This window comes from Brucella oryzae, from assembly GCF_041929965.1.
Lineage (GTDB): Bacteria > Pseudomonadota > Alphaproteobacteria > Rhizobiales > Rhizobiaceae > Brucella > Brucella oryzae.
Genome location: NZ_JBHEEO010000006.1, coordinates 119,429 through 132,865, shown reverse-complemented (window position 1 = coordinate 132,865; position 13,437 = coordinate 119,429). Strand labels below are relative to the sequence as shown.

The window sequence follows — 13,437 nt, the reverse complement described above, 5'->3', positions numbered from 1 at the left end:
AATTGCTCTCCATGTCCCAACAGGTTTCTCTCGTCGCCACTTTGATCGCCAATCCGACTAAGGCCTCGCTTGCATCAGCGCTTGGGATTAAAGCCTCAGCAGCAGTGAATGCAACCGGCCTCTATTGGCTGGCCGACAACATCGCCTGCGACATTGCACTTCCATCGGGGATCTGCAGTGAAGAAGCCGAAACCCTGCTGCACCATTCGCTTGATGGCGCGCCGGTCGATGTGGTGGTGCAGGAACAGGAGCGCCGACGCAAGAAAATTCTGATAGCCGACATGGATTCCACCATGATCCAGCAGGAATGCATCGACGAACTGGCAGAGGAAGCCGGTCTTCGCGAGCATGTGGCGGCAATCACCGCACGTGCTATGAATGGCGAAATCGCTTTTGAACCGGCCTTGCGCGAACGCGTGGCCTTGTTGAAAGGCCTGCCGCTCAACGTCATCGACAAGGTCATTTCAACCCGCATCACACTGATGCCCGGTGGGCCGGAACTCGTGCGCACCATGCGCAAACATGGTGCTTACACGGCGCTTGTGTCCGGCGGCTTTACCTCATTCACCCAACGTATCGCCGAAATGATCGGCTTCAACGAAGAACGCGCAAACAGGTTGATCGACGATGGCATGCATTTGACCGGTCTGGTCACGGAACCTATTCTCGGTCGGGAAGCTAAAGTCGAGAAGCTCGTGGAAATTGCCGACCGCCTCGGCCTCACACCGGATGACGCAATTGCGGTGGGCGATGGAGCGAACGACCTCGGCATGATCCAGCTTGCGGGCACCGGCGTTGCACTCCACGCAAAGCCAGCTGTGGCAGCGCAGGCCCGAATGCGGATTGATCATGGCGACCTGACCGCTCTCCTCTATATTCAAGGCTATCGAAAGACGGACTTCGTTCAATGATTATTCTCGAAACGCCTCGCCTCATCATCCGGAACTGGGAGGATCGCGACCGCGATCTGTTCCACGTCATCAATTCCGATGAAGAGGTGATGCGTTTCTTTCCCTTTCGCAGGGACCGCTCGCAATCGGATGAATTGTTCGACCGCCTTCAGAAAATGATTTCCGAAACGGGACTCGGTTTTTATGCGCTGGAAGAAAAAGAAGGGGGGCGGTGCATCGGCTTTGCAGGCCTCGCGCGCACCGATCTCGAACCTCATTTACCGGACGGCACTGTTGAAATCGGCTGGCGGCTGGCAATCCCGTTCTGGGGCAAGGGCTATGTGACAGAAGCAGGCAAAGCGCTGATCGAATATGCTTTTGGCACGCTGGGCCTTACTGAAGTCGTTTCCTTCGCCGTCCATAATAACGAGCGGTCTACGGCCGTCATGCAGCGCATCGGCATGAGCCGTGATCCGGCGAGCGATTTCGATCATCCCCGCGTGCCGAATGAAACTCCGCATCTGAAGCGTCACGCGGTTTATCGCATTCAGGCAGCCTGACCGGCAACCCAGCCTGAAGACCAGGCCCACTGGAAATTATAGCCGCCGAGCCACCCCGTAACATCGACCACCTCACCGATGAAAAACAGGCCGGGAACGGATTTGGCTTCCATGGTCTTGGAGTCGAGATCGCGCGTATCGACCCCTCCAAGCGTAACTTCCGCTGTACGGTAACCTTCCGAACCGGCAGGTTTGATGCACCAGTCGTTTATCGCGGCCTCGACACGGCGGAACATCTTGTCGGACATATCCGCCAGATGACCGGTCGCAGCGATATCTTCGGCTATCGTCTGTGCAAGCTTTCTCGGAAGATAAAGCGCCAGCGCGGTCTGCAATGCCTGCTTGCCGCTCTGTTTGCGTTGCTCACGCAGCGCCTCGAAAATGTCCGTTTTCGGCAGCATCGCAATACGGATTTCATCGCCTTCCCGCCAGTAGGAAGATATCTGCAAGATCGAAGGGCCGCTAATACCACGATGCGTAAAAAGCATTGCCTCGGAAAATTTGGTTTTGCCACAGGAGACAACAGCATCGACGGCAGCACCGGCCAACGGCTTCAGCCGCTCCAATGTATTGGGTTCTAACGTCAGCGGCACCAGTGCCGGTCGTGTTTCGACAATCCGCAATCCGAACTGTGTCGCGATATCGTAGCCGAAGCCCGTAGCTCCCATCTTGGGAATCGACTTTCCTCCACACGCCACCACCAGTGATCGACAGCGCACTGGACCATCCGACAACTGGAGAGAAAAGCCCTGCGTTGATTTCACGACGGAACTGACGCCGCAGCCAAGCTTCAGTCGCGCACCATAGCGCTTCATTTCGCCCAGCAGCATCTCGATTATCTGCAAAGCAGAGCCATCACAGAAGAGTTGGCCAAGCGTCTTCTCGTGATAAGCAATGCGGTGTCGCTCCACGAGCGCGATGAAGTCGCGCTGCGTGTAGCGGCTCATAGCCGAGATACAGAAATGCGGGTTCTGCGAGAGATAGTTCTTCGGGCTTGCATGAAGATTGGTGAAATTGCAGCGACCGCCGCCCGATATACGGATTTTCTCACCGGCTGCCTTGGCGTGATCCACGACCAGCACGGAACACCCGCGCTTGGCCGCCTCGATGGCACACATCATGCCCGCCGCGCCAGCACCTATCACCACAATATCGACTGTTTCCAACTCACCCTACTCCGAATGACGCCGGTCCATAGCACACCGGAGGAAAATGAAACAGAAGGATCAATTGATCCGGACAGTCACAAAACGCAATTCTCCCGATCGGGAAGCGAGCATCAGAAGCGCGTTCTTGCGTCCTTCGCGGCGCAGCGCATCAATACGCTTCTTAACGTCGCCTGGCGTCTTCACAGTCACCTGTCCGATATCGACAATGACATCACCGGTTTCGATACGCTTTTCACCAGCAGCAGAGCCCGGAGAGACGTAAAGAATCGCAACACCCTCCACATCTTCGGCAATACCAAACTCACCACGAACATCGTCATTCAGTTCGCTGAGCTTCATCCCGAGAACGCTCGGGGCAGCATCGCTTTTCTGTTCCTTTTTGGGCGTATCCGGTGTTTGTGTGCCTTCATCACCGCCCTCACTCTCAGGAAGCGGAGCTTGATCTTCTGTCGCGGTTTCAGTGCTCTTGTCATCCTCAACAAGACGTCCAAGCTTGACCTTCAGCGTTTTTTCCTCGCCTTGGCGAACCACAACGATTTCGACTTCCTTCCCGACCGGAGTTTCAGCAACCAGTCGCGGCAGATCGCGGGCGGTATCGACCGGCTTGCCCTCATAGCGGATCACAACATCGCCGGCTTCAATAGCCTTGTTGTCGACGCCCGAGTTTTCGATCAAACCGGCAATCAGCGCGCCCTTGGCTTCCTTCAATCCAAGGCTCTGGGCAATATCTTCGGTGACGGGCTGGATACGTACACCAAGCCAGCCGCGGCGAACTTCGCCGAACTCCTTAAGCTGATCGATAACCCCCACAGCCATCTCAGCAGGGATGGCAAAACCGATACCGATAGAGCCCCCCGAGGGAGAAATGATCGCCGTGTTGATGCCGATCACCTTTCCGTCCATGTCAAACAGCGGACCACCGGAATTGCCCCGATTGATGGCCGCATCGGTCTGGATGAAGTCGTCATAGGGACCAGAATTGATGTCACGCTTTCGAGCCGAGATAATGCCGGCCGTTACCGTTCCGCCGAGACCAAAGGGATTGCCAATTGCGAGAACCCAGTCACCGATGCGTGCCTTTTCCGAATTGCCAAATTGAACAGCTTTCAGCTTATGCTTGGACGGATCAACCTTGAGGATTGCCAGGTCGGTCTTGATATCTTTTCCGACCAGTTCCGCTTTTAGCTTGGAACCATCGTTAAAATTGACTTCGATCTCATCCGCATCGGCAATGACATGATTATTCGTGACGATGAAGCCTTTTTCGGCATCGATGACGAAGCCGGAACCCAGCGACTGGACCTTGCGCGATTCGTCGCCCTGTGCACCACCCTTGTCACCGAAGAAGTCCTTGAAATATTCCTGGAACGGAGAGCCTTCCGGCACCTGCGGCATCGGAACAGCGCCGTCACCTTCGCCGTCTTCTTTAACTGTCTGCGAGGTCGAGATGTTCACGACCGCATCAAGCAGCCCTTCGGCCAGATCGGCGACGGAAGCCGGTCCCTGAGCCGCGATTGCCGGAGGCGTTCCTACCGAAAGAGTGCCAGCGACGGTCATCGCCCCCAATGCCACGGTTGCGAAAAGGGTGCGAGCAAATCCCGCCTTTGGTGCAATTGCCATGAAGCCCTGCTCCGTTCCTGTCTGCTTGCAGTCGTTTGATTAGCGATAAGTCGCTGCAAAATACGGCCTGTTTACGGCCCCGCATAGACTACAGACAATAAATAACAGAAGGAAAGCGGCTTATCCCCTGACAAGCCAGACAATGCCGACGCCAATTGCAAGCGCTACAATCCCGGCAATGCGCAACATGTTCTCCGGTGTCTCGCTTGCCTCTCGGGCAAGCTTCTTCGCCAAAAAAGGAAAGCCGCCGTAGAGCAGCCCTTCGAGAACGAAGAGAAGACCTACGGCGGCTAGAAAATCGCTCATTTGAGCTGTCCCTGCGCGTTACTGGGCAGGGGTTGCCAGCTTGCCGCCAGCATCACGGAAGAACTTGAAGAACTCCGAGTCAGGCGAGAGAACCAGCGTTGTGTCCGGGGTCTCAAGCGCTTCACGATAAGCGGACATCGACCGATAGAAGGCGAAGAATCCCGGGTCTTTGCCTGCAGAACGTGCGAAGATTTCACTGCGCTGCGCATCGCCTTCACCGCGAAGGATTTCCGATTCCTTACGGGCTTCCGCGATTGTTTCGACGACCTGGCGATCGGCAACAGCGCGGATACGCTGGGCAGCTTCACGGCCACGGGCGCGCAAGCGCTCCGCTTCGGCAAGACGTTCCGCCTTCATGCGGTCATAGGTCTGCTGGGAAACTTCAGCCGTTAGGTCGGTACGGCGGATACGCACATCGGCAATGGTCAGGCCAAGCGACGTTGCATCGGGACGAAGCTGGTCGCGCACTTCACGCATCATATCGCCGCGCTCTTCCGAAAGCGCGGCTTCGAAACCGCGCTGGCCGTAAACGCTACGCAATGCAGCATCGAGACGGGTACGAAGACGCTGTTCAGCAAGCAGCGTGCTGCCCGAAACGGTTTCACGGAACTTCCGCGCATCGGTAATGCGATAGACGAGGAACGCGTCGACGTCATAGAACTTGCCGCCCGAAACCTGAACGCGGATATCGTCCAGATCGAAGCGCAGCAGGCGATCATCGATCAGCTGCACGGTATCTGCGTCGAGGAAACCGAAAGGCAGCTTGAAATAGATGCCCGGTTCCGTCTTCACGTCAACGATCTGGCCGAAACGAAGCACGATGGCCTGCTGACGCTCTGATACGATGAAAGTAGCGGAGTAGATCAGGAAAGCGATGACGGCAATGATACCGCCAATAATTGGGAGCTTGTTCTGGGCCATTACTGGTTACCTCCGCTCGGGGTCGTCGTGGTCGCATTCACGCCGGGACGTGGCTGCTGGCGCATGAGTTCGTTCAGCGGCAGATAAGGCACGACATCCTTTCCAGGTTCGACAATAACTTTCTTGGTGCTCTTCAGCACCTGTTCCATGGTTTCGAGGAACAGGCGGTTGCGCGTCACTTCCGGTGCCTTTTGGTATTCACCCAGAACAGAGCTGAAGCGCTGCGCCTCACCTTCCGCATCCTGAACGACACGGTTCTTGTAAGCGGCAGCCTCCTCGCGAAGCTGGGCTGCTTCACCGCGAGCCTGACCGAGCTTCTGGTTCGAATACTGATTCGATTCTTCTACGAAACGGTCTTCGTCCTGTTCGGCCCGCTGCACTTCATCGAAGGCATCAGCCACTTCACGCGGCGGCGCTGCATCTTCGATGGAAACGGCATTGATCTGGATACCGGCCTTGTAAGTATCGAGAGTCTGCTGAACGATGTCGCGAACGCTCGATGCAATTGCGGAACGGTTATCACGGAAAACGTCCTGAGCAGGACGGCGACCGACAATTTCACGGATCGCGCTTTCCGAAACCTGTTGCACCATCGCATCAGGATTATCAACGTTGAACAAGTAAGCACGCGGATCGGAGACACGATAGAGGACAGAGAACTGAACATTCACGATGTTCTGGTCGCCGGTTAGCATCAAGCCCTGAGTCGCCCCCCGATTACCCTGTCCGCCGATATTGATCTGCTTCTCGACAATCTGCGCTTTTTCATAAGTTTCGATCGGCCACCAATGGAAATGCAGGCCGGGCTCCGACACTTCATCCTTCGGCTTGCCGAAACGCAATTCGACAGCGAGTTCGTCCGGTTGCACCGTATAGACAGATTGGTAAAGCCAAAAGCCGATAACAGCTGCACCAATAAGAAAAAGAACGCCGCGATTGCTGCCGCCCTTGCCACCACCGGGGAAGACCTGCTTCAGACGATCTTGTCCTTTACGCAGAATATCTTCCAGATCAGGTGGTGTGTTCTGGCCGCCGCCGCGTGGGCCCTTAGGTCCTTGTCCCCATGGGCCGCCATTATTGTTGTTATTGTTGTTATCGCCGCCGCCGCCCCATGGGCCGCCGCCACCATTCTGATTACTCCAGGGCATCCTCACCTCTCGTCCAGGCGACGGGAAAGCGAGCTGCCCACTCCCGTCATCAACTAATGTTTCCGTTTTATAGGCATCGGGAGGTCCGCTTTCAACGCGAAGACGACAAAATTCGTGAACTATGCTTTACACAGCACGTTTTTCGTACACGAAATAGCGCGTTGGGTGGCTATCCGTCTCACCGGCCGGGACATCCTCTTGCGAAACGACATGCCAGATTTGCGGATCGATTTCCGGAAAATGCGTATCTCCGTCGATCTCGGCCAGAACGCGCGTCAGATGAATGCGGTCCGCAAGAGGCAATGCCTCCGCATAAATCCTTCCGCCACCGATGATGCAAACCTCTCTGACGTCCAAGTCAGCGGCTTGCTTTTGACCGAGCGCAATTGCCTCATCGAGAGAACCGACCGTGCTCGCACCTTCCGCCTGAAATCCCTTGTCCCTCGTCATCACGATATTGGGTCGTCCCGGCAAGGGACGTCCGATGGATTCCCAGGTCCGTCGTCCCATGATAACCGGCTTGCCGAGTGTCAGGGCCTTGAAACGCTTGAGATCAGTTGAGAGACGCCATGGCATATCGTTGTCACGCCCGATGACACCATTTTCGGCGGCAGCAACAATGATCGAAACTATCGGCTTATTAGATGACATGGCGCACCTCAGACCGCAATCGGGGCTTTGATCGTCGGATCAGCTTCATATCCTTCAAGCTGGAAATCCTCGAAACGGAAGGCAAATAGATCCTTCACTTCTGGATTGATCCACATGGTCGGCAATTTCTTTGGCGTCCGGGTAAGCTGCAGGCGCGCCTGCTCGAAATGATTGGCGTAAATATGCGCATCACCCAACGTATGAATAAACTCCCCCGGCTTCAGACCTACGACTTGCGCGATCATCACCGTCAACATTGCATAGGAAGCGATGTTGAACGGTTTTCCGACATCATCACTTTTTTTATAGCGTGGTACCATTTCCAATAGCCTTCCATCCACCAATCTAGCCCATTGATCCGCACTAACAGCGAATCATTGCATCTATTCCAAACTAGTATGTATCCGCCGCTAGGCGGATTCCGTTTAAAATTAGAAAGACTGAACGGCGGTGGATCAATGCTAAAGCCGATTCAGTCTTTCTAATCAAACAAAGCGACGGCCCGAGGGCCGTCTCGATTCGGCGTCAAGCCGAAAACGGACCCGGCGCAGCCGGGCTTTGAAAGCATGCATCAGCACAGCAACCCTTTTATCCAGGCCATAACACACGGCTAAATTGATTGCTAATCGTAGCTCTTACTAAGCTTGAATAAATGATGGAACATGGCGTCCAGTTTGCGTGATCGAATCGGAGGGGGCATGACCGGGTATTGGCAAAAAAAGACGGGTATGGCCGAGTATTTGCGTCTTTATATGCGCGAAGACAAATGGCTCGCTTGGGAAGACCAACCTGCCGATCCTAACGATCCAAGTAGCCGGACAATTCCCGGAGCGAAGAACAAGGTCGGAGAGACGCTTCGCAATGCTTTCAATTCTACAAATGTCATATTTCTCTTAGGGTCCGGTGCATCGTTCTCTGCTGTGAATTCGAGCGGCAGGGGGCAAGCCCCCGGCATGGCAACACTCTGGAAGGCTGTCCGCGATAAAATTGACAAGGAAACACTTAATAACGGTCAAAGCTTCGACGACATTGCCGAAGAATTACTCGGCATGTCGCCACCTAAACCGGAAGAGAAAAGTGCAGGCAATATCGAAAAGCTGCTCAGTCTCTGTAAAATGAAGCTGGAGTTGCTAAGCGTTAAGGCCACTGACGAACAATTTGAGCAGCTTGATTCCGAAGTCTCGGTACTTACAGATTTCATTTCGAAGGCCGAAACCGCTATTCTGAGCGAAGTTGGTTTCGTGGATGAGAAAACATCCCTGCCCGCTCATTCGAATTTGCTGAGAAAGTTTTCGAAGCGAAGTGCTGAGAAACCGCGTGTGAAGCTCTTTACCACCAACTATGATCTTTGTCTGGAAGAAGCTGGAGCGCGACTAGGTATTGTTTTTATTGACGGATTTTCGCACAGCGCCGAACAACGTTTCAATAGAGATTATTTTCAAACAGATATCGTACGAAGATCATCGTCTGGCACAAAGGCCGATTACATCGACAGCGTCTTTCATTTGTACAAAATGCATGGTTCCGTTGACTGGAGAAGAAGATCAGACGGCGCGGTTATTCGGCGAGCCAAAGGCGAAGGAAATGACCTAACTCCTGTGTTGATCTATCCGAGGTCTACAAAGTATCAGGAGGCGTTCGAGACGCCTTATTTAGATATGTTTGCCGCGTTTCAATCTGCGTTAAGAGAACCAGATACCACTATTTTCGTTGCAGGCTTTGGGTTCGCAGACGATCATATAAGCTCACCTATCTGGTCTGCCGTAGAATCCAACCTTTCCTTAAAACTAGTACTTGTTGATCCAGGCTTTATTGAAGAACAGAAGCTAGATGCTATCCAACCTGATCACGCTTTGAAAGCAGAGGAATTTCTACCCAATAAATATCAATTGAAACTGATGCGCTTGATCCAGCAAGGGGACAACAGACTAACGGTCCTTAACGGGCGCTTTGAAGATCTGGTTGACGCGATTCCTTCTGTGTCCGGCGAAACCGACCGCCAGAGGCTTTTAATGCGTTTGGAAGATCTGGGTGGCGTATAATGATTGCGACAAATAATTATGCCTTGATCGATCCCGATAAACGTGTGGGTACCGTAACCCGAGTGGGAGCCTCGTCTGTTGAGCTGACGGTTCCGCTAGGTCTAGCCATTTCCGGACAACGGGGGCTCGCTAGAGGTACTACAGGTGACTTTCTTTTTATTGATTGCGATGCAGCAATAGTTCTTGGTCGTCTGACGGATGTCGTTGTTCCTGAGAGACAACGTTCAGCGTTGGAGCGTCAACTGGAGCAGGAAATCGTCACCGATCCTCAAGGCCGAGCTCAATTATTGGCCACAATTGATAAAACGACGAAAGAGGTTTCTCGCGGTATCAACACCCAGCCTAGGATTGGAGACAGCGTCTATTTAGCGGAAGGACACGCACTCGCAGCGGCGATCCAATCTGCTCTTTCTGGCGAAACAGCAACGGAAAAAGGTGCTCAAAGCCTCATCGAGCTGGGACGCCTTTCTGGACTGAATGACGCTTATATTAAGATCCCGCCAGAAAAACTCTTTGGCAGACATTGCGGCATATTTGGTGCAACGGGTGGCGGGAAAAGCTGGACGCTATCGCGACTTGCTAACGAAGTGGTTCGTCTCAAAGGCAAATGTATATTGTTCGACCCGACTGGGGAGTTCGAAGGTAGAATAGCTGGGGCGAAGGAGTACCGTTTCTCGACAGGCGATGCGCAGCACCCGCTTGTAAGGTTTCCTTACAAGTATCTGTCGGAAACCGACCTGTACGGCCTTCTGACGCCTTCCACTCAGATGCAAGGTCCCAATTTACGAAGCGCAATTAAAAACCTCAGATTATCAGCACTATTACGAAGTGATCCGCAAAAATTTGGCGCTAAGAAACAAGCAAATGGTAACACAATATATTTGGAAGATAAAAACCACTTCATTGAGATCAGGGAAAGTGGAACGATCATAAAAGTTGGGCGAAGTCGGAGTTCCATTAGTAAGGCTCTGATCAATCATTCTTCCGATCTGGACTCGCAATTCTGCGACTTCGATATTCACCTACTCTCTGCCCAAATTCGGGACGAATGTGTTAAGCATAGTTCTTACGACGCCAATGTTAATGGATTTTATGGCAAGGTAGATGATGCCGCGCTAGGATTCTGTAATTCGTTGATCGTCAGAATAGAAAACTATCTTTCCTCTTCAGAAATGAGGTGCTTATTTTCTGAAGACGGCGAAGATGTATGTGAAATCATCAAAAGGTTTATCGATGACCCAAAACAGAATGCGCTTTTACTGTCGTTTGAACGCGTCAGTTTTAAATATAATACGCGCGAGATATTACTGAATACAATCGGTCGATACCTGCTGAATTTAGCACGAGAAGAAGCATTCAAAGAATGCCCGCTCATTTGCTTCCTGGATGAAGCTCATCAATTCGTGGGACGCTCTATAGGTGATGATACCAACCGTATCTCACTGGATGCTTTTGGATTGATTGCAAAAGAAGGCAGAAAATTTGGTCTAACGGCTGCTATTGCCACACAGCGACCGAGAGACGTCCCGACCGACGTTCTAAGCCAGTTGGGAACTCTTTTTGTACACCGCCTAACCAATGATCGCGACCGGGAGACAATTGAAAGAGCATGCGGCGATCTAGATCGTGATGCGGCAGCGTTCATTCCATCGTTGGCGCAAGGTGAGGCAATCATTGTCGGGCCCGATCTTCCTGCACCGTTACCAGTGATTATAACTCATCCCGAAAAGGCTCAGCAGCCAGAATCGAAGGGCCCAGATTATCAGCAATATTGGGGATAGCTCCGCTTGAGAGCAGACAAAGATATATAGTCTGCCGTGTGAAATCACATTGACGACTAGTTCCCTTGTTGTAAGTTAGAAAACGCAACTTGAACGCGAAGGGGGATTTTATGCGTAAACTGATGCTTGGGGTGATACTGTTTGTTTTTTCGGCCGGAGTGGCCTTGGCACATAGCGGCGGAACAGACGCCAACGGATGCCACACTAATCATAAAACGGGTGGCTATCACTGCCATTGATAAGCAAAATGAATGACGCAATTATCTCGTTTACTGAGTATTTGCGTCATTCAATCAATATTTTCTTTTTGAAACTCAATAAAACAAAATTGCTCAACACAATCAGTTTACTCACTCTGCAGCGTCATAAAACAATTCAAATAAACTAGTTTATAACGACGGTACACCTTAAGGATAAGGTAATTACAACCGTTCGCGTCTCGACGCAGTTGCCAGCTAATCCTATTCTAGACACGTCGATATCAGGAAGTCGGTGAACAGGAATGGGTTTTCAACTCATCAACCAGTTTCTGAAAGGTGCAATCTTCACTGCGCTTGCCTTGGCTATTGCCTTGCTTCAGCCATCGTATGCATCTGCTATGTACGTTGATATTAAGTCGAGCTATGAAACTATAGCGCCTGAGCCTGATAATACTCACCAACACTGCCATGCAGATTGCACAGATCTCCCTTCCAGCAAACATTCTGCCTATCTTTCACATGAGGTTCCCTCACAGGCAAGATTGATTAGTTTCAGGTCTGATCCTCCTTGCCACGCGGTCAATAGCGCCGAGCCGACCGTAACGTTGTCGAAAACCATATTTAGGCTAAAACGTCCTCCGCGAGCCTAGACTGTTGTCAGTTTGAACCAGTTCAAAAGACACTTTCAAAGGCACTCCCATGTTCCGACTATCTCTATTGATCGGGCATCTTGCATTGGTATGCGCTGCTCATCCGCCGACTTTTGTCCGTTTTTCAGACAGATCCTCCTTCGAACAAGTTCCACGACAGAATTTTCACGCCATAGGAGTGCAACCATGAAGATTGCACTTTTAGGCCAATTCGGATCCGGCAATTCCGGCAACGACGGTTCGCTGGAAGCAATGATTGACATTTTGCAGTCTCGAATCCCTGACGTAGAATTACATTCGATATGCGCCAATCCCCGTGCCGTTGCTGATCGCTACGGCATCGAAGCGAGTTGGCACGGGCGCTTGGTCCTGCAAAATTCACTCCTTTGTAAACTCAGCAAACTACTCGGGGACGTCCCCCGGAACGTTTTGAGTGTTTTCCAAATGATGAGAACGTTGAAAGGCGTACGATGGCTCGTCGTTCCAGGAACGGGAATACTTGATGACTTTCAGGATACAGCCTTTGGGTGGCCATTCGTGGTCTTCCGATGGTGCCTCATTGCACGGCTACTTCGCGTTAAAATCGCATTCGTAAGCATCGGTGCTGGCCCGCTACATCATCCTTTCAGCCGACGGTTTGCCAGATCAGCGTTGAAAGGGGCTTCCTATCGAAGCTATCGCGATGAATTTACGAAGAATTTTCTCGGATCAATCGGCGTTGAAGTAAAGGGCGATTTTGTCTTTCCGGACATTGCATTTAACTTGCCGCGTCCACCGATGCATCAGATCGACAGCACAGCGCATAAGACGGTAGGCGTAGGCGTAATGAACTATCGAGGCTGGACAAAAAACGACCCAAACGCAGAGCTAATCTATAAAACTTATCAAGAAAAGCTGTCTCGGTTCATCATTTATCTGATTGATCGGGGATTTCGAGTGCGTCTTCTGACTGGTGATATTGGCGATCAAGTAGCCGTCTCAGAAATGGCCCAGAAAGTCCGTGGCTCGATGAGTAAGGATGACACCGATAAAGGCGCGGTCATTTTCGAAGAGACAACTGATCTGCATCAACTGATGCAGCAGATTGAGCAAACCGACATGGTTGTCGCGTCGCGTTACCATAATATTGTCTGCGCTTTGAAAATGGGAAAGCCCCTTATCTCAATAGGCTACAATGACAAGAACGATTATCTGATGGCGGAATTCAATCAGATACCATTCTGCCAGCGTATCGAAACACTCGATTTGGATCGGCTGCAGGGACAATTCGAGAGGCTTCTTCAAAACTATTTTTTGATTAAATCGGAGATCAAAGCTGCCAACGTGGGCATTAGCATTCGAAGCAATGAACAGAACCACATTCTTCTGGAGAAAATTAACGCGCTCACACCCGTATCTTCAGAAAATGCAATGCTGGCGAGGACACGCTAATCCTGGGAAAACGGCCTCATCAGTGGGTCGAAACCCTCTTGATGAGGCCATCGGATCAACAATCCCGG

At 52.0% G+C, this 13,437-nt stretch carries 12 protein-coding genes and 1 pseudogene; 6 read left to right on the top strand and 7 right to left on the bottom strand.

Annotation, left to right across the window (positions count from 1 at the left end):
- The first annotated feature begins 11 nt into the window (after positions 1-11).
- Together serB and JNC70_RS08255 are read left to right on the top strand one after the other, a co-directional pair.
- The gene (gene serB, locus JNC70_RS08260) at positions 12-911 is read left to right on the top strand and encodes a phosphoserine phosphatase SerB (protein ID WP_104755938.1); all 900 of its coding nucleotides are present in this window, start codon (positions 12-14) and stop codon (positions 909-911) included.
- Entirely contained in the window at positions 908-1,450 is a 543-nt protein-coding gene (locus JNC70_RS08255) for a GNAT family N-acetyltransferase (protein ID WP_104755939.1), read from the top strand. Before serB ends, JNC70_RS08255 begins: the two co-directional genes overlap by 4 nt.
- On the opposite strand, the gene JNC70_RS08250 is transcribed toward JNC70_RS08255, so the two are convergent.
- The 7 genes and pseudogenes from JNC70_RS08250 to thyA form a co-directional block, all read right to left on the bottom strand.
- A complete protein-coding gene (locus JNC70_RS08250; RefSeq protein ID WP_104755940.1) occupies positions 1,438-2,616 on the bottom strand; it encodes a BaiN/RdsA family NAD(P)/FAD-dependent oxidoreductase in 1,179 nt (392 codons plus the stop codon). The genes JNC70_RS08255 and JNC70_RS08250 overlap by 13 nt on opposite strands.
- A gap of 60 nt (positions 2,617-2,676) precedes the next feature.
- Complete coding sequence (locus tag JNC70_RS08245) at positions 2,677-4,239, bottom strand: Do family serine endopeptidase (RefSeq protein ID WP_104755941.1); 1,563 nt, start codon at positions 4,237-4,239, stop codon at positions 2,677-2,679.
- A 120-nt stretch (positions 4,240-4,359) separates the two neighbouring features.
- The gene (locus JNC70_RS08240) at positions 4,360-4,545 is read right to left on the bottom strand and encodes a DUF2065 domain-containing protein (RefSeq protein WP_104755942.1); all 186 of its coding nucleotides are present in this window, start codon (positions 4,543-4,545) and stop codon (positions 4,360-4,362) included.
- Between the two features lie 18 nt (positions 4,546-4,563).
- Positions 4,564-5,466, bottom strand: coding sequence for a protease modulator HflC (hflC, locus tag JNC70_RS08235; RefSeq protein WP_104755943.1), 903 nt, complete (start codon positions 5,464-5,466; stop codon positions 4,564-4,566).
- A complete protein-coding gene (gene hflK / locus JNC70_RS08230; RefSeq protein ID WP_104755944.1) occupies positions 5,466-6,614 on the bottom strand; it encodes an FtsH protease activity modulator HflK in 1,149 nt (382 codons plus the stop codon). The genes hflC and hflK overlap by 1 nt, the downstream gene beginning before the upstream one ends.
- A gap of 126 nt (positions 6,615-6,740) precedes the next feature.
- Positions 6,741-7,265 carry a dihydrofolate reductase gene (locus tag JNC70_RS08225; protein WP_104755945.1) on the bottom strand — a complete coding sequence of 175 codons (525 nt, stop codon included), beginning with the start codon at positions 7,263-7,265 and terminating at the stop codon, positions 6,741-6,743.
- Between the two features lie 8 nt (positions 7,266-7,273).
- A pseudogene (gene thyA, locus JNC70_RS08220) lies at positions 7,274-7,567 on the bottom strand (thymidylate synthase); the annotation flags it as partial.
- Positions 7,568-7,963: 396 nt separating this feature from the next.
- Here thyA and JNC70_RS08215 point away from each other — a divergent pair.
- The 4 genes from JNC70_RS08215 (at position 7,964) to JNC70_RS08200 (ending at position 13,369) form a co-directional block, all read left to right on the top strand.
- Positions 7,964-9,307, top strand: a complete 1,344-nt coding sequence (locus JNC70_RS08215) for an SIR2 family protein (RefSeq protein WP_151617398.1) — start codon at positions 7,964-7,966, stop codon at positions 9,305-9,307.
- Positions 9,307-11,088, top strand: a complete 1,782-nt coding sequence (locus JNC70_RS08210) for an ATP-binding protein (RefSeq protein WP_151617399.1) — start codon at positions 9,307-9,309, stop codon at positions 11,086-11,088. Before JNC70_RS08215 ends, JNC70_RS08210 begins: the two co-directional genes overlap by 1 nt.
- 110 nt (positions 11,089-11,198) lie before the next feature.
- Entirely contained in the window at positions 11,199-11,327 is a 129-nt protein-coding gene (locus JNC70_RS08205) for a YHYH domain-containing protein (RefSeq protein WP_151617400.1), read from the top strand.
- Between the two features lie 797 nt (positions 11,328-12,124).
- Positions 12,125-13,369: a polysaccharide pyruvyl transferase family protein gene (locus JNC70_RS08200; RefSeq protein ID WP_192798810.1), complete on the top strand. Its 1,245-nt coding sequence runs from the start codon at positions 12,125-12,127 to the stop codon at positions 13,367-13,369.
- The last annotated feature ends 68 nt before the right edge of the window (positions 13,370-13,437 follow it).